Here is a 16898-nt window from a genome sequence, read left to right as displayed (position 1 = left end):
AGGCCGGAACGGCATGAGGAGGAGTTCGGCAACTAAACCGTTGCGACGACGCGAGCCCGAGGAGGAACTCGACCACTGAGCCCGGCTCGGCCTGGCCGAACCCGGAGAAATCAGGACGCCAGCACGGAGGGCCGCTGCCCGTGGTCCGGACGCGGCACCGCGGTGACGCGGATCACCGCCTGGCAACGACGGGCCAGCTCCCGCCGGTCGCCGCCGGGCAGCTGCAGCGATTCGACGTAGATCCTGGCCACCGTGCGGCGGGCAACCATCAGCCTGCCGATCGAGGCCAGCAAGGTGTCGTCGCCGATGTAGGCCGGCACGGTGGAGACGCTGCCGTCCCGATGCTGGTAGCGCAGCCGCAGCGGCTGGACCGGCCGGCCGGTGTCGACGGCGGCCTGGAACATGGCCGGGTAGAACCGCCCCGACCCCTGGTGAGAGCGCCCCACCGTGCCCAACGGCCCGCCCGCATCGTCATTGGACCTCCCGCACCACGTGGTGCCCTCGGGAAATGCCACCACCGTGTGTCCGGCGTAGAGCCGGGCGGCGACGGTGGCCACCACCGCGGGCAGCTGGCGCAGTTTGGCGCGTTCGATCGGGATGACCTTGACGATGCGCGCCATCATCGTCACCGCGCCGCTGGCGGCCACGTCGGCGCGGGCCACGAACGACAGCGGCGCGGCCCGCCAGCGGGTGGACGGCAGCGTCGCGCCGATCGTGAGGATGTCCAGCCAGGACATGTGGTCGCTGACCACCAGCACGCCCGGCAGGTTGCGGATCGGCCCGCCGGAGACGTCGATCTTGACGCCCAGGCACCACAGCAGCAACCGGCAGTAAATCGTCCTGGACTTCGACCAGCCCGGAATCACCCCGGCCAGCAGCGGCAACGCGGGCGACACCAGCACCAGCAGCGTGATCCGTCGGGCAACGCGCAGCGCGACGATCAGCCGCCGGGTGGCCTCGTAGCCGCCGGCGCGTATGCAGTTCGTGTCGCAGGTCGCCCGTGGCAGCCAGGCGTGGTCGCGCAGCGCTGGGGTGCTCATCAGGCCACCTGACTCGCCGCCTCGGTCGCCGCCGATATCGACCGGAGTCGACGCAGGTAGCGGGTGTCGGCCTGGCGCTTGTCCAGCAGGGCCGGGAAATCGCCGACGCCGAAGTCGGGATCGTGAGCCGGTTCACCGCATATCTGCGCACCCAATCGCAGGTAGCCGCGCATCAGCGGGGGTAGCACCGGCCGGGCGGGCGGCTCGATCTCGTCGAGCGAGCGACCGTCGATGACCACCGGCCGGTATGGGCGGACGTGGTATTCGGCCGGGGCGGCATGCCGCCGGGCGACGAAGTCGCGCACGCCACGGATCTGAGTTCCCGGCGGTTCGCCCGGCACGACGACCGGCACCGACACGCAGCCGGTGACGTAGTCGTAGTCGCAGTGGTCCAGGTAGGCCAGGATGCCGGCCCACATCAGCAGGACGACAGCGCCGTTGCGGTGGTCGTTATGCACCACGGCACGGCCCATCTCCACCAGCGACGGTCGGAGGGCATCCAGCGACCGGATGTCGAATTCGGTTGCGGTGTAGAGCCCTTTGGCTGCGACGGCGCCCGTTGGCGTCAGCATGCGGTAGCAGCCGACCAGTTCGCCGGAGTTTTCTTCGCGAACCAGCAGGTGGTCGCAGTGCTCGTCGAAGCGGTCGGCGTCGAGCCCGTCGTTCTGCCCGGTCAGCGCAAAACCCGGCTCGCTGCTGAACACGTCGTAACGCAGCCGCTGCGCGGCGTCAATGTGGGCCGCATCGTTGGACAGCACCAGCGAGTAGCGTGGATCTGCCGATGAGCATGTCCCCGGGACCGGCTTTTCGGCGGCGATGAGGACCGATTCAGTGTTCACGTGCGCCACTTCTCCTCATCGCTGCGCTCTGCATCGTCGTGCCGCGGCTCATGTGCGCCACTGTGGCGTTGTTGATCAGCCAACTGGCATCAAGGCCGTAACGTGTCCGTGCACGGAAGATGACAAAGGACTGCATCTCAACGTTGCCTGGCTCACAAAATTGGTCCAGTATTCAGCCGTGACGTCTGGCGGGAAATCATTCGATCCGGATGCGCTGCGCGCCAAGTACGCCGAAGAGCGCTGGCGGCGTCTCCGCTCGGACGGCATTTCGCAGTATGTGGAGATCTCCGGCACATTCAGCAAGTTCGGCGACGACCCTTGGGCCGATCCGAACTTCAGCCGCGACCCGATCCACGACACCGTCGACGTCGCGGTCGTCGGCGCCGGTTTCGGCGGGCTGCTGATCGGGGCGCGCTGCAAGCAACTCGGCGTCGACAACGTGCGGCTGATCGACAAGGCCGCCGACGTCGGCGGAACCTGGTACTGGAACCGCTATCCCGGAATCGCCTGCGACGTCGAGTCCTACGTCTACATGCCGCTTCTCGAGGAACTCGGCTACCTGCCGTCCGAGAAGTACGCCAAGGGTCCCGAGATCTGGGAGCACTGCCGTCGGATCGCCGCGCACTACGACTTGTACCGAGACGCATGTTTGCAGACCGAGGTGCAGGAAATCCGTTGGGAGCCCGCCAGTTCCCGATGGGTGATCTCGACTGATCGCGGCGACGAGATTCGCGCCCGATTCGTGGCGATGGCCAACGGCTACCTGCAGAAGCCGAAACTGCCCGGCATCGAGGGCATTACCAACTTCGGCGGCCATACCTTCCACACCAGTCGATGGGATTACGGCTACACCGGCGACGACCTGAGCGGGCTGTCCGACAAACGGGTCGGAATCGTCGGTACCGGCGCGACGGCCATCCAGTGCGTACCGCGACTCGCCGAGGCATGCGGTCAACTGTTCGTGTTTCAGCGCACCCCGTCGACGGTGGACGTTCGGGCCAACCGGCCGACCGAACCGGACTGGGCCGCATCGCTAGAGCCGGGCTGGCAGCAGCGGCGGATTGAGAACTTCCAAATCCTCACTGCCGGAGGCAGTTCCGATGAGGATCTGGTTGACGACGCGTGGACCAGCCTCACCAAGAAAATGCCGATCGTCAACGAAGGCGGCCCGAACGCCGCCGAGCTGGCCGACTTCGCCAAGATGGAAGAGATTCGGGCGCGCGTCGACTCGATCGTGACCGATGCCGCCACGGCCGAGGCACTCAAACCGTGGTACGGGTACTACTGCAAGCGGCCGTGCTTCCACGACGAATACCTGCAGGCTTTCAACCGCGACAACGTCACGCTGGTCGACACACAAGGCCTCGGCGTCGAGCAGATCACCGCGGACGGCGTCGTCGTGGCGGGCGCCGAATACCGGCTGGACTGTCTGATTTTCGCCACCGGCTTCGAGGTGGGCACCAGCTATTGCCAGCGCACCGGCTTCGAGATCATCGGGCGCGACGGGCTCACCCTGACCGACAAATGGGCCGACGGTGTCCGAACCCTGCACGGCGTACATGTCAACGGTTTTCCGAACTGCTTCATCGAAAGCATCGCCCAATCCGGCTTCACGGTGAACTTCCCCTACTTGATCGACACCCAGTCCCATCACATCGCCTGGGTCATCGCCTGGGCGTTGCAGCATGACGTCGCCGAACTCGAGGCCACCGCAGACGCCGAAGCCGCCTGGGTCGACACCGTCGTCGAGCGTTCCAGCGTCATCGCCGGCCGCCGGGAATCGTGCACCCCCGGCTACTACAACCGCGAAGGCCAGGCGAGCCCACGACTCAATCGAGACAGCTTCTTCTTCGGCAGCCCGACCGAATACGCGGACATCCTGAATGCGTGGCGATCCGGCGGTACGCTCGATGGCTTCGACGTTCGCGAGTCGACACCCGACCGGGTCAGCTAGGCAGCGCGATCCGCAGAATCAGGCGTGGTTTCGCTCCGCGTGCCAGCAGCCGCTCGATGAACGTCACGATGGCGAACTCCAGGCCGTACTTGCCCCGGATCACCCCCGCCAGACGCTGAACGGTCGCCGCGTCGGAGATCACCTCGGCGACTCCGTCAACCGGATGAGCGCCGTCGCGCACCTTGCCGCTGCGGCTGCATGGCACCAGCACGACCCGCGGGTTGTTCTTCGCCCGCTTGGCCTTCCAGCTGTCGGCCGGGGTCCAAAAGAAGAGGTGATCGCCGTCGCGCCCGATCCACATCGGCGTCGCAACGGCGGTGCCGTCCTTCTTGAACGTGGTCAGCGAGACGAATTTTTCGGCCCCGAGCGCCGATAACGCAGTCGTCATCGCGCTCCTTGATCCATGCTGGGCTGGAGAGTGGTTCGGGCTCTGCAGACAAGGGTATGGCAGCCAATATGAGTAACGACACCCGACGCTGGTGTTTCGCCGACCAGCTCGGGCCGCATTTCCTGGACAAACCCGACCAGCCGGTGCTGCTGATCGAGTCGCAGGCAGCATTCGCCCGTCGGCGCTTTCACCGCCGCAAGGCGCATCTGGTGGTCTCGGCGTTGCGGCACCGCGCTGCCGAGCTCGGCGATCAGGTCGTGTTCCGGCAGACCCGCACCTACCGTGAGGCGCTGGACCAGCTCGACGAGCCGGTCACCGTGTGCCAGCCCACCTCGTGGGCTGCCGACCGCTTTGTGCGATCGCTGCCGAATGTCGAGGTGCTGCCGGCCCGCGGATTCTGCACCGACCGCGACGCGTTCGGCGAGTGGGCCGAGGGCCATCGCACGCTCAAACTGGAGAACTTCTACCGCGACGCGCGACGGCGGTTCGATCTGCTGATGGACGGAAACCAGCCCGCCGAGGGCCGGTGGAATTTCGACGCCGATAACCGCGAGCCCGCGCCCAAGGGCGGCGATCTGGGGATCAAGGCACCCTGGCGGCCAGAGGAAGACGAGATCGACGAGCAGGTCCGCGCGGACCTGGACCGCTGGGAGCGCGACGGCGACGTGTCGTTCGTGGGACGCGACGGGCCGCGCGAATTCGCCGTCACCGCCGCCGAAGCGCAGAACGCCCTCACAGTCTTCGTGCGAGATCGCCTGCCGTACTTCGGCCCTCACGAAGACGCGATGCTCAGCGGCGACCGCTTCATGGCGCACAGCCTGCTGTCGGCGCCGATGAATCTAGGCCTGCTCGACCCGCTCGACTGCGCATATGCCGCCGAAGACGCCTACCGCTCCGGCAAGGCGCCGCTGGGCAGCGTCGAGGGCTACGTCCGGCAGTTGATCGGTTGGCGTGACTACATCTGGCATGTCTACTGGCATTTCGGGGAAGGCTACCGTCGGCGCAATGCGCTCGACGCGCATGCTCGGGTGCCGACATGGTTCGCCGAGTTGGATGCCGACGCCGTCGACGCGCACTGCCTGAAGGACGTGCTGGCCCAGGTCCGCGATCACGGCTGGGTGCACCACATTCCACGGCTGATGGTGCTGTCCAACTACGCCCTGCAGCGCGGCTGGAATCCCGCCGCGATGACCGACTGGTTCCACCGCTGCTTCGTCGACGGCTACGAGTGGGTGATGGTCGCCAACGTGGTCGGCATGTCCCAGCACGCCGACGGCGGCATGATGGCCACCAAGCCGTACACCTCGGGCGGCGCCTACATCAACAGGATGAGCAACTATTGCCCCGCCTGCCGTTACCGGCCGTCGGAGCGGGTCGGCGATCGGGCCTGCCCCTTCACCGGCGGGTACTGGTGGTTTCTGGAGCGCAACGCCAAACACCTTGCCAACAATCAGCGGATGAATCAGCCGCTGGCCGGCATGCGACGCCTCAAAGACCTCGACGACGTCGTCGAACAGCAGCGCAGCCTGGGCGGGCACGCCCCGTAATGCTCTCCGTCGAACGGTTCATCGCAGCGCCGCCGTCGGCGGTGTGGAACATCCTGGTAGATCTCGACGTCTGGCCGAAGTGGGGCCCGACCGTCAGCGCGGCCTGGCTCGACCCCCCGCACACCCAATTGGAGTTGAACGTAACCGGCGCCGTCCGAACAGCATTGGGCCTCGCCGCCCCGTTCGTCATCACCGAGTTCGAGCCGGGCCGGCAGTGGGGGTGGAAGGTGGCCGGCATCCCGGCAACCCAGCACCGCGTCGAGCCGGCCGGCAGTGGTACGCGAGCAAGCATGTCCGTTCCGTGGTGGGCGGCCGGTTATCTGTCGGTGTGCGCGATCGCCTTACGTCGCATCGACGTCATCGCGACCACCGGACCGTGATAGTCACCAGCCCATGGAGCCCGGTATTCCTTTGAACGGGCCGACAATCCAGCTGGTGATCCAACCGCCGTAGAAGCCACCCGGCTGCGGCCTCACCACCTCTCCGTTGACGGTGCAGCGGTCCACCGCCGCGGCCATCACGGCGACCGCACCGGCCAGAGCCGTGAACCCGCGGGTCGGATGAAGGTAGGTCCAGCCCGCCCGCGGCGCCACCTTCGTGTCGGTCACCAGGTCGTAATACGTTGCCTGCCCTTTCCATTCACACCAGGACGCACCGTCAGCGCGACGCAGCGCCCCGGCGGCGAAGGCGGCCTCGGGCAGGTAGTAGGTCGGCGGGTGACTGGTCTCCAAGACCCGCCAGGCCTGCGTGGTCGAGGCGATCGTTCGGCCACCCAACTCGACGGTGATGGAACCTGCGAACTCCTCCAGCCTCGGCGGCCGCGGGTAATCCCACACCGACTCCTGTCCAGGCCCTGGTTTCTCGGGCGTCGGCCACGGTTTCACACCACCATTGTGCCCCGATTCACACAATGTGTGAGTCGCCGCGGGGCGGGTAGTCTGCAGCGTCGGGTCGCAGTCTTGCGGCGCTGGAGACGAAAGAGGGCGCTGTGACCGATAACACTGACTCGATTCCGCCGGTACACATTGAGCAGTGGCCGGGCAAGGCCTACCCGCTGGGCGCCACCTATGACGGCTCGGGCACCAACTTCGCGGTGTTCAGCGAGGTCGCCACGAAGATCGAACTGTGTCTGTTCGACGCAGACGACAACGAATCCCGGGTGCCGCTCAACGAAGTGGACGGCTTCGTCTGGCACGGTTTTCTGCCTGCCATCGAGCCGGGACAGCGCTACGGCTACCGGGTGCACGGGCCCTACGACCCGTCCGAGGGTCAGCGGTGTAACCCGAACAAGCTGCTGCTGGATCCGTACGCGAAAGCGATCGACGGCATATTCGAGTGGCACCAGTCGCTGTTCAGCTACAACTTCGGCGACCCGGAGAGCCGCAACGACGACGACTCCGCACCGAACATGCCGAAGTCGGTGGTGATCAACCCGTACTTCGACTGGGGCAATGACCGTCCGCCTGACCACCAGTACGCCGACACCGTCATCTACGAGGCGCACGTCAAGGGGCTGACGCAGTTGCATCCCGACATTCCCGAGCGGATGCGCGGCACCTACGCCGGCATCGCCCATCCGGTGATCATCGAGCACCTGAAAAGTCTGGGCGTCAACGCGATTGAGCTGATGCCCGTGCACCATTTCGCAAACGACTCGACTCTGATCGACAAGGGATTGTCGAACTACTGGGGTTACAACACCATCGGCTTTTTCGCCCCGGACTTCAAGTACACCTCAAGCAGCACGCCTGGCGGCCAGGTGCAGGAGTTCAAGACGATGGTCCGGGCCCTGCACTGCGAGGGCATCGAAGTGATCCTCGACGTGGTCTACAACCACACCGCCGAGGGCAACCACCTGGGCCCGACGCTGTCGATGCGCGGAATCGACAACGCCGCGTACTACCGCTTGGTCGACGACGAGAAGCAGTACTACCTGGATTACACCGGCACCGGCAACAGCCTGCACGTCGGTAATCCGCATTCGCTGCAACTGATCATGGATTCGTTGCGGTACTGGGTGACCGAGATGCATGTGGACGGGTTCCGCTTCGACCTGGCCGCGACACTGGCCCGTGAGTTCTATGACGTGGATCGGCTGTCGGCGTTTTTCGAACTGGTGCAACAGGATCCGACCGTAAGCCAGGTCAAGCTGATCGCCGAGCCGTGGGATGTGGGCCCGGGCGGTTATCAGGTCGGCAACTTCCCGCCACAGTGGACGGAGTGGAACGGGAAGTTCCGCGACACCGTGCGCGACTACTGGCGAGGCGAACCTGCGACACTGGGCGAGTTCGCCTCTCGGCTGACCGGCTCGGCCGACCTCTACGAGCACACCGCCCGGCGGCCGGTGGCGTCCATCAACTTCGTCACGGCCCACGACGGGTTCACGTTGCGCGACCTGGTGTCCTACAACGAAAAACACAACGAGGCCAACGAGGAAGACAACGACGACGGGGAAAGCCACAACCGATCCTGGAACTGCGGCGTCGAAGGCCCGACCGACGATCCGGAAGTCAACGCGCTGCGCGCCCACCAGCAACGCAACTTCCTTGCGACAACGCTGCTGTCGCAAGGGGTTCCGATGATCTCGCACGGCGACGAGCTCGGCCGCACTCAGAACGGCAACAACAACGGCTTCTGCCAAGACAACGAGATCACCTGGGTGCACTGGGATTCGATGGATACCGATCTGCTGGAGTTCACCCGATCTGTGTCCGCGCTACGGGCCGCGCATCCGGTGTTTCGGCGGCGCCGCTTCTTTCGAGGGGTGCCGGTGCGGCGGCGCGGCACGGAGGGGCAGCCCGACATCTCCTGGTTCCGACCGGACGGCTCCGAAATGAACGACGAGGACTGGGATTCGGGTTTCGGCAAGTCAGTCGCGGTCTACCTGAACGGCCTGGGTATCGCCGACCTCGACGCCCGCGGCCAGCGAGTGACCGACGACTCGTTCTTGCTGTGCTTCAACGCCCACCATGAGCCGATCGAATTCACGCTGCCGCCACAAGAATTCGGCCACACCTGGACATGCGTCGTTGACACCGCGGTCGCGGCTGGCAATCTCTTAGACCCGCAATCGACAACGGCCGACGGTGCTGTCCAGGTGGCGGCGCGGGCGATGGTGGTGTTGCAAGCCAGCGGCGAGTAGGACGCCGGCGCTAAGGATTTCCCGCTCAGCCGTGTGGCGCCTCGGAGATCTTGCTGTCCGGCTTGCCCAGCGTCTGGCAGAAGGTTGCGGCGGACAACCGGGTGGCGGTGATCTGCAGATTCGACGGGTCGGATCCACTCTTGTCCTTCAGCATCTTGCTGATCTCGTCGTTCTGCTTCTTCTCGTCCTGCGTGGTGAAGTCTTTGCACTTGGTGTCACCACCGGTGTTGACAATCTGCGAAGCCGAGCATCCACTGAACAGAACCGCGGCGATCGCGATCGCGGCCGGCGTCATTGCCTTCATCATGGGGCCCTTTCTTAGAACGACGTAGCAACTATTAATACACCGCGACGCGCTTTTTCATCCAGAGTCGGATGGACCCGGGCGGCGGCTGGTTCAGGTCGACCACGGCATCGCGTTGCGTGATCTCGACGTTGCCGACGCTCGCCAAGTCGAAAGCGATGCCGCAACTTTGCTCGGTCAGGTTGCGCCACCGACCGCGCGGGCCGCAGTGCGCGGGGCCCGCTGGCGAGCGATCAGCCCTTGCGGCTCTTGACCGCTTCGGTGAGCTGCGGCGCGACCTTGAACAGATCGCCGACGATGCCGTAGTCGGCGATCTCGAAGATCGGCGCCTCTTCGTCCTTGTTGACCGCGACGATGGTCTTCGAGGTCTGCATGCCGGCGCGGTGCTGGATGGCCCCGGAGATGCCCAGCGCGATGTAGAGCTGCGGCGAGACCGTCTTGCCGGTCTGGCCCACCTGGAACTGGCCCGGGTAGTAGCCGGAATCCACCGCGGCACGCGAGGCGCCGACCGCGCCACCCAGCGAGTCGGCCAATTCCTCGACAACACTGAACTTGTCGGCGCTGCCGACGCCACGACCACCGGCCACCACAATGGTGGCCTCGGTCAGCTCCGGGCGGTCGCCGGCGACGGCGGGCTCGCGGGAGGTGATCTTGGTGGCGTTCTCGGCGGGCTCAGGCACCTCGACGTCGACCTTCTCACCTGCGCCGTCGGATGGCTCCGCCTCGATCGCACCCGGCCGCACGGTGATCACCGGGGTGTCGCTGTTGGCCTGGCCCTCCACGGTGAACGCGCCACCGAAGATGGACCACACCGCCTTGTTGTCGGGCTGTACCTCGACCACGTCGACCAGCAGGCCCGAACCGATCCGGGCAGCGAGCCGGCCCGCGATCTCCTTGCCGTCGGCGTTAGCGGCCAGCAAAACGGCTGCCGGAGTTGCGGATTCGGCCAATGCGGCAAGCACGTCGACGGCCGGGGTGATCAGGTAGTTCTCCGCGTCGTCCGATTCCGCGACGTAGATCTTGGCGGCGCCGGCGGACTTCAGCCCGTCGATGAGCGGCTCGGCGGTGCCGGGCTTGCCGACCACGACGGCGGCCGGATCTCCCAAAACCCTTGCTGCGGTGATCAATTCGGAAGTGACCTTCTTGATAGCGCCTTCAGCGCGCTCAACGAACACCAATACTTCAGCCATGAGTTGTTCCGTGTCTTTCGGTTAAAGGTTCAGGTTTCAGATGATCTTCTGGCCGACCAGGTATTTAGCGATGTCGTTGCCGCCCTCGCCCTCGTCGGCGATCTTCTCGCCCGCAGTCTTCGGCGGCTTGGGCGTCGACGTCAGCACCTTGGAACCGGCGTTCGCCAGCCCGACCTCGTCAGCCTCGACACCGATCTCGGCCAGCGTGAGCGTGGTGACTTCCTTCTTCTTGGCGGCCATGATGCCTTTGAAGGACGGGAAGCGGGGCTCGTTGATCTTTTCGTTGACGCTGACCACCGCGGGCAGGGTGGCCTCGACGGTGAACACACCGTCGTCGGTCTCCCGCTCACCGGTGATCTTGTCGCCGTTCAGCGACAGCTTGCGCAGGTGAGTCAGCTGCGGCAGGCCCAGGTATTCGGCGATGACGGCCGGAACCGCGCCGCCGGTGCCGTCGGTGGCCTCGTTGCCGGCGATGACCAGGTCGGTGCCCTCGATGGTGCCTAGCGCACGCGCCAGCGCCCAACCGGTCTGCACCACGTCCGAGCCGTGCAGACCGTCGTCGAGCAGGTGAACGGCCTTGTCGGCGCCCATCGACAGCGCCTTGCGGATCGCCTCGGTGGCACGCTCCGGACCGGCGGTCAGCACGGTGACTGATCCTTCGGTACCGTCGGCGGCTTCCTTCTCGCGGATCAGTAGCGCTTCTTCCACGGCGCGCTCGTTGATCTCGTCCAGGACGGCGTCGGCAGCCTCGCGGTCGAGCGTCCAGTCGCCGTCCTTGAGTGTGCGCTCTGACCAGGTGTCCGGGACCTGCTTGATCAGGACCACGATGTTCGTCATGAGAGTGGCTCGTCCTCCTCGAGTGCGCTCTGCAGCCGCAGAACTTAGGTCACGTCTTGTGCGCACCGCACCCGCATGTTACTGGCTGGTAACTTAGTGTGGTTTGCTCCCCCACCATAGCGGGTCGTCCTGCAGGTTCTGCCCCCCGTGCCCCCACAAGCGGGCAGGCCCGCTGCCAACAACGCTGGATTACCCGAAGTGACGCATTCGCGAACACGTCGCCACGCGTTAGCCTGCCTATGCAATGAGCGCATTCACACCTGAGGTTCCGCGCACGCCCGCGGACGCCGCCCTGCCGTTGACCGGTGAACGCACCATCCCGGGTCTCGACGTGGAGAACTACTGGTTTCGCCGCCATGAGGTGGTCTACCAGCGGTTAGCGCAGCGTTGCGCGGGTCGCGACGTGCTCGAAGCGGGCTGCGGCGAGGGCTACGGCGCCGACCTGATCGCCGACGTCGCGCGGCGCGTGACCGCGGTGGACTACGACGAGGCGACCGTTGCGCACGTGCGCGCCCGTTATCCGCGGGTGCGGGTGATCCACGGCAACCTCGCCGAGCTGCCGTTGCCGGACCAGTCGGTGGACGTTGTGGTCAACTTCCAGGTGATCGAGCATCTGTGGGATCAACCACAGTTCATCGCTGAATGTGCCCGCGTCCTGCGGCCGTCGGGACTGCTGATGATGTCGACTCCCAACCGGATCACGTTTTCGCCGGGCCGCGACACCCCGATCAATCCGTTTCACACCCGGGAGCTCAACGCAGACGAGCTGATGGAGCTGCTGCACCACGCCGGCTTCGCGATCGACGGCGTGTACGGAGTTTTCCATGGACCGCGGCTGCTCGCGATAGACGCCCGGCATGGCGGCTCGATCATCGACGCCCAGATCGAGCGCGCGGTTGCCGATGCGCCGTGGTCGGAGGAGCTGCTGGCCGATGTCGCCGCGGTCGCCGCCGCGGACTTCGATCTCGTCGAAGCCGGCACCGATACGGCGCGGCATATCGACGACAGCCTGGACCTGGTGGCGGTCGCGGTGCGCCCCGCCGGCGACGATGATGCCGGCGCAGCCGGGATCGAGGCGTGGCGCAAGTGACACCGCCGTCTGAGAACACAGTCCCCGGGTTGTTCACCCTGGTGCTGCACACCCATCTCCCGTGGCTGGCCCATCACGGCCGCTGGCCGGTCGGCGAAGAGTGGCTCTACCAGTCGTGGGCGGCGTCCTACCTGCCGCTGCTGCAGGTCTTACGCCGACTGGCCGACGAAGACCGGCACCGGCTGATAACGCTGGGCGTCACACCGGTCGTGATGGCGCAACTCGACGACCCGTATTGCCTTGACGGGATGCATCATTGGCTGGCCAACTGGCACCTGCGCGCGGCCGAGGCCGCCAGCCTGCGCCCCGGTGATGCCACCGGCGGTCCGCCTGCCTCGGCCCCGGACGCTCTGCGCGCCTTCGGTATTCGAGAAATGGCGGAAACCGAGCACGCGCTGGAGGATTTCACCACCTACTGGCGCCACGGTGCCAGCCCGCTGCTGCGCAGACTGATCGACGCGGGTACCGTCGAGTTGTTGGGCGGCCCGCTCGCCCACCCGTTCCAGCCGCTGCTGAATCCGCGACTCCGCGAGTTTGCGCTACGCGAAGGACTGGCAGATTCCCGGCAGCGGTTGTCGCACAAGCCAACTGGGATCTGGGCTCCCGAATGCGCCTACGCCCCGGGCATGGAGCACGACTATGCCGCCGCGGGAGTCGGCCATTTCATGGTCGACGGCCCGTCGCTGCATGGCGATACCGCGCTGGGTCGGCCGGTCGGTGACTCGCACGTCATCGCGTTCGGGCGCGACCTGCAGGTGAGCTATCGGGTGTGGTCGCCCAAGTCCGGCTACCCGGGCCACGCGGCCTACCGCGACTTCCACACCTACGACCACCGCACCGGCCTCAAGCCGGCCCGGGTCACCGGCCGCAACGTGCCCTCGGACAAGAAGGCGCCGTATGACCCCGAGCGCGCCGAGCGTGCCATCGACAGCCACGTTGCCGATTTCGTCGATGTGGTGCGCCGCCGGCTTTCGTCGGAGTCGCAGCGCATCGGCCGGCCGGCCCACGTGGTGGCGGCGTTTGACACCGAGTTGTTCGGCCACTGGTGGTACGAGGGCCCGGCGTGGCTGGAGCGGGTGTTGCGGGCTTTGCCCGCAGCAGGGGTGCGTGTTGGCACGCTCAGCGATGCCGTCAGCGCGGGTCTCGTCGGCGATGCTGTGGAATTGCCGCCCAGCTCTTGGGGTTCCGGTAAGGACTGGCAAGTGTGGTCGGGCGACAAAGTTGCCGATCTGGTACAGCTCAACGCCGAGGTCGTCGACACCGCGTTGGCATGCGTCGACAAGGCGCTGACCCAGACGGCGTCGTTGGACGGGCCCATCCCCCGCGATCACATCGCCGACCAGATTTTGCGCGAGACCCTGCTCACGGTGTCCAGCGACTGGCCGTTCATGGTGAGCAAGGACTCGGCGGCCGACTACGCCCGCTATCGCGCACATCTGCACGCGCACGCCACCCGCGAAATCGCCGGCACCTTGGCAGCGGGTCGCCGTGCGGTGGCACAGCGCCTGGCCGATGGCTGGAATCGCGCCGACGGACTGTTCGGCGCGCTGGATGCCCGGAGGCTGCCGCGATGAGGATTCTGATGGTGTCGTGGGAGTACCCGCCGGTGGTGATCGGCGGACTCGGCCGGCACGTTCATCACCTGTCGACCGCGCTCGCCGCCGCCGGCCACGACGTCGTAGTGCTGTCGCGGCGCCCGCCGGACACCGACCCGAGCACCCACCCGTCGTCGGATGAAATCAACGAAAACGTCCGGGTGGTCGCGGCAGCGCAGGATCCGCACGAGTTCGCCTTCGGCACCGACATGATGGCGTGGACGCTGGCGATGGGCCACGCGATGATCCGCGCCGGGATCTCCCTCAAGCAACCGCGCAGCGACCAGCACTGGCGGCCCGACGTGGTTCACGCGCACGACTGGCTGGTCGCCCACCCCGCGATCGCGCTGTCCGAATTTTACGACGTGCCGATGATTTCCACTATCCACGCCACTGAGGCCGGTCGGCATTCCGGATGGGTCTCGGGATCGCTGAGCCGGCAAGTGCATGCCGTCGAGTCCTGGCTGGTGCGCGAATCCGACTCGCTGATCACCTGTTCACACTCGATGAGCGACGAGATCACCGAACTCTTCGGGCCCGGGCTGGCCGAGATTACGGTGATCCGCAACGGCATCGAGGCGGCGCGATGGCCGTTCGCACCTCGCAAGCCGCGGAGCGGCCCACCGGAACTGCTGTACGTCGGCCGGCTCGAGTACGAGAAGGGTGTGCACGAGGCGATAGCGGCGCTGCCGCGGGTCCGCCGGGCTCACCCCGGTACCACCCTGACCATAGCCGGCGAAGGTACCCAGCAGGATTGGCTCGTCGAGCAGGCCCGTAAATACAAGGTGCTCAAGGCAACTCACTTCGCCGGTCGGCTCAACCACGACGACCTGTTGGCCGCGCTGCATCGCGCCGACGCCGCGGTGCTGCCCAGCCACTACGAACCCTTCGGGCTGGCAGCGCTGGAAGCCGCTGCCGCGGGCACCCCGCTGGTAACGTCGAACATCGGCGGCCTGGGCGAAGCGGTGATCGACGGCGAGACCGGAATATCCTGCCCGCCAAGGGATGTAGCGCGGCTGGCCAAGGCTGTCATCGCAGTGCTCGACGATCCGGCGTCCGCCCAGCGCCGGGCACAGGCCGCGCGGCAACGCCTGACCGCGGACTTCGACTGGCACACGGTGGCCGACGAAACCACGCAGGTCTATCTGGCGGCCAAGCGTGCCGAACGCCAACCGCTGCCCCGGCTGCCCATCGTGGAGCACGCGCTACCGGACCGGTAGGCGGTGCCCGGCTTCATCGCCGAGCCGAGTCGGCGCGCAGGTACCGTCGGCGTCATGGGACTTGTGTATTCGAGCGTCATCGACGCACCGATCTATGAGGTATTCGACTGGCACACCCGGCCCGGCGCCTTCACCCGACTGACGCCGCCGTGGTCGCCGATGCGACTGATCGTGGAGGCTGATTCGCTGGAGAACGGGCGGGCCGAGCTCGGCCTGCCGGGCGGCCTGCGCTGGGTGGCCGATCACCAACCGGACGGCTACGACCCGCCGCGCCGTTTCGTCGACAGCATCGGCACCGACGGACTGGCGTCGCTGCCGGCCAGACTGGCGGTGCGTTGGCGGCACACCCACGACTTCGAAGAGGTCGACGGCCACCAGACTCGGGTCATCGACAGGGTTGCGACGCCGGTCCCCGGCGCCGCACTGCGGTCGATGTTCCGCTACCGGCACCAACAGTTGGCCGACGACATCGCCGCGCACCAAGAGGCGGCCGCCCACGGGTTGGCCCCGATCACGGTCGCCATCACCGGGGCCTCCGGGCTGGTCGGCTCGCAGTTGGCCGCCTTCCTGTCCACCGGCGGCCACCGGGTGATCCGGCTGGTTCGGCACGCTTCTACCAAACCCGATGAGCGGCAATGGGATCCGGACAGCCCGGATCCGGGCCTGCTGGCCGGGATCGACGCGGTGATCCACCTCGCAGGCGCCTCGATCGCGGGCCGCTTCAACGACGCTCACCGAGCCGCGATCCGCGACAGTCGGATCGGGCCGACGCGACGGTTGGCCGAGCTGATCGCGCAATCGAGCGATGCGCCCAAGGTGCTGGTCAGCGCGTCGGCCGTCGGCTATTACGGCTACGACCGCGGCGATGAGACGCTGACCGAAGACAGCGAGCGCGGCGACGGATTTCTGGCCGATGTGGTCGCCGACTGGGAGGATGCGACGATCCCGGCCGAGCAGGCCGGCGCCCGCGTGGTCCGGGTGCGCACCGGGATCGTGCAGTCTCCCGCCGGCGGGACGCTGCGTCTGCTCCGGCCGCTGTTCGCCGCCGGGCTCGGCGGTCGGCTCGGCAACGGTCAGCAGTGGTTGTCGTGGATCGGGATCGACGAGCTGGTCGACGTCTACCACCGCGCGCTGTGGGACACCGACCTGTCCGGGCCGGTCAACGCGGTCGCCGCCGATCCGGTCCGCAACGTCGAATACACCCGCGTGCTGGCCCATGTGCTGCACCGGCCCGCGGTGCTGCCGGTGCCGGCACTGGGACCGAAGGTCCTACTCGGCGACCAGGGTGCACGCGAACTCGCTCTGGCGAGCCAGCGGGTGCTGCCCGCGCGACTGCAACAGGCCGATCATCACTTCCGCCGGTCCACCCTCGAGCGCACTCTGCGGCACCTGCTGGGCCGCGGTTAGAGACCGCGCGGTGCCACCTTGACCGCGGCCGGTGGTGTTCCACCGTTGCAGAGCGTCGGAGCATGCGGACCCACCTTGCGAAAGGTGGCCACCAGAACACTTTGTTCGCGCTGCGCTGCTGTCACGGGCGCCGCTCCTCCTGCCGCTCGGGATCGCACTAACTATCGTCGCCGACGCGCGTCGTGGGCGTCACCCCAGGCGAGGTACTGCGCTGGCAAGCAGAAGAGATGTTCATTAAGTTAATCTTTAACCTTGTGAAGAGAACCTGGCTGGTCGGGCTCGCGTCTTTGCGTGTGCCCGGTGGGAGGTATGGGTGCGTGTGACTCCGAAGATGACTAGCTTGGT

15 protein-coding genes are annotated in these 16898 nt (G+C 66.6%); 8 read left to right on the top strand and 7 right to left on the bottom strand.

The genetic code is table 11. From position 1 onward, the window contains the following. Positions 1-110: 110 nt before the first annotated feature. Both ABDV69_RS00595 and ABDV69_RS00590 read right to left on the bottom strand, forming a co-directional pair. Positions 111-1040 carry a lysophospholipid acyltransferase family protein gene (locus ABDV69_RS00595; protein WP_343571379.1) on the bottom strand — a complete coding sequence of 310 codons (930 nt, stop codon included), beginning with the start codon at positions 1038-1040 and terminating at the stop codon, positions 111-113. Beyond that, on the bottom strand, positions 1040-1879 hold the full coding sequence (locus ABDV69_RS00590; protein WP_343571378.1) for a GNAT family N-acyltransferase: 840 nt from the start codon (positions 1877-1879) through the stop codon (positions 1040-1042). The genes ABDV69_RS00595 and ABDV69_RS00590 overlap by 1 nt, the downstream gene beginning before the upstream one ends. 178 nt (positions 1880-2057) lie before the next feature. Here ABDV69_RS00590 and ABDV69_RS00585 point away from each other — a divergent pair, with 178 nt between their 5' ends. Next, positions 2058-3833 carry an NAD(P)/FAD-dependent oxidoreductase gene (locus tag ABDV69_RS00585; protein WP_343571377.1) on the top strand — a complete coding sequence of 592 codons (1776 nt, stop codon included), beginning with the start codon at positions 2058-2060 and terminating at the stop codon, positions 3831-3833. Here the strand turns inward: ABDV69_RS00585 and ABDV69_RS00580 are convergent. Beyond that, the gene (locus ABDV69_RS00580; RefSeq protein ID WP_343571375.1) at positions 3826-4221 is read right to left on the bottom strand and encodes a PPOX class F420-dependent oxidoreductase; all 396 of its coding nucleotides are present in this window, start codon (positions 4219-4221) and stop codon (positions 3826-3828) included. The two genes, ABDV69_RS00585 and ABDV69_RS00580, sit on opposite strands and share 8 nt — an antisense overlap. Positions 4222-4289: 68 nt before the next feature. Between ABDV69_RS00580 and ABDV69_RS00575 the strand changes: the two genes are divergently transcribed. Together ABDV69_RS00575 and ABDV69_RS00570 are read left to right on the top strand one after the other, a co-directional pair. Beyond that, entirely contained in the window at positions 4290-5768 is a 1479-nt protein-coding gene (locus ABDV69_RS00575; RefSeq protein WP_343571373.1) for a cryptochrome/photolyase family protein, read from the top strand. Continuing rightward, positions 5768-6148: an SRPBCC family protein gene (locus tag ABDV69_RS00570; protein ID WP_343571371.1), complete on the top strand. Its 381-nt coding sequence runs from the start codon at positions 5768-5770 to the stop codon at positions 6146-6148. Before ABDV69_RS00575 ends, ABDV69_RS00570 begins: the two co-directional genes overlap by 1 nt. A 3-nt stretch (positions 6149-6151) precedes the next feature. Here ABDV69_RS00570 and ABDV69_RS00565 read toward each other — a convergent pair whose 3' ends face one another. Further along, complete coding sequence (locus ABDV69_RS00565) at positions 6152-6652, bottom strand: DUF427 domain-containing protein (RefSeq protein WP_343571369.1); 501 nt, start codon at positions 6650-6652, stop codon at positions 6152-6154. Positions 6653-6756: 104 nt separating this feature from the next. Between ABDV69_RS00565 and glgX the strand changes: the two genes are divergently transcribed. Further along, a complete protein-coding gene (glgX, locus tag ABDV69_RS00560; protein WP_343571368.1) occupies positions 6757-8910 on the top strand; it encodes a glycogen debranching protein GlgX in 2154 nt (717 codons plus the stop codon). A gap of 25 nt (positions 8911-8935) precedes the next feature. On the opposite strand, the gene ABDV69_RS00555 is transcribed toward glgX, so the two are convergent. The 3 genes from ABDV69_RS00555 to ABDV69_RS00545 form a co-directional block, all read right to left on the bottom strand. Then, the gene (locus tag ABDV69_RS00555) at positions 8936-9217 is read right to left on the bottom strand and encodes a hypothetical protein (protein ID WP_343571366.1); all 282 of its coding nucleotides are present in this window, start codon (positions 9215-9217) and stop codon (positions 8936-8938) included. A 230-nt stretch (positions 9218-9447) separates the two neighbouring features. After that, a complete protein-coding gene (locus tag ABDV69_RS00550) occupies positions 9448-10404 on the bottom strand; it encodes an electron transfer flavoprotein subunit alpha/FixB family protein (RefSeq protein ID WP_343571365.1) in 957 nt (318 codons plus the stop codon). Positions 10405-10440: 36 nt separating this feature from the next. Next, positions 10441-11241 carry an electron transfer flavoprotein subunit beta/FixA family protein gene (locus tag ABDV69_RS00545; RefSeq protein WP_343571364.1) on the bottom strand — a complete coding sequence of 267 codons (801 nt, stop codon included), beginning with the start codon at positions 11239-11241 and terminating at the stop codon, positions 10441-10443. Positions 11242-11485: 244 nt separating this feature from the next. Here ABDV69_RS00545 and ABDV69_RS00540 point away from each other — a divergent pair, with 244 nt between their 5' ends. Genes ABDV69_RS00540 through ABDV69_RS00525 form a run of 4 tightly spaced genes read left to right on the top strand, consistent with a single transcriptional unit; the run spans position 11486 to position 16553 of the window. After that, the gene (locus ABDV69_RS00540; RefSeq protein WP_343571363.1) at positions 11486-12331 is read left to right on the top strand and encodes a methyltransferase domain-containing protein; all 846 of its coding nucleotides are present in this window, start codon (positions 11486-11488) and stop codon (positions 12329-12331) included. Then, positions 12328-13905, top strand: coding sequence for a glycoside hydrolase family 57 protein (locus ABDV69_RS00535; RefSeq protein ID WP_343571362.1), 1578 nt, complete (start codon positions 12328-12330; stop codon positions 13903-13905). The genes ABDV69_RS00540 and ABDV69_RS00535 overlap by 4 nt, the downstream gene beginning before the upstream one ends. Further along, positions 13902-15146 carry a glycosyltransferase family 4 protein gene (locus ABDV69_RS00530; RefSeq protein ID WP_343571361.1) on the top strand — a complete coding sequence of 415 codons (1245 nt, stop codon included), beginning with the start codon at positions 13902-13904 and terminating at the stop codon, positions 15144-15146. Before ABDV69_RS00535 ends, ABDV69_RS00530 begins: the two co-directional genes overlap by 4 nt. Before the next feature lie 54 nt (positions 15147-15200). Further along, positions 15201-16553, top strand: a complete 1353-nt coding sequence (locus tag ABDV69_RS00525) for a TIGR01777 family oxidoreductase (protein WP_343571360.1) — start codon at positions 15201-15203, stop codon at positions 16551-16553. Positions 16554-16898: the final 345 nt, after the last annotated feature.

Origin of the sequence: Mycobacterium sp. (assembly GCF_039583785.1) — a bacterium.
Lineage (GTDB): Bacteria > Actinomycetota > Actinomycetes > Mycobacteriales > Mycobacteriaceae > Mycobacterium.
This window is presented reverse-complemented; position numbering and strand designations above follow the sequence as displayed.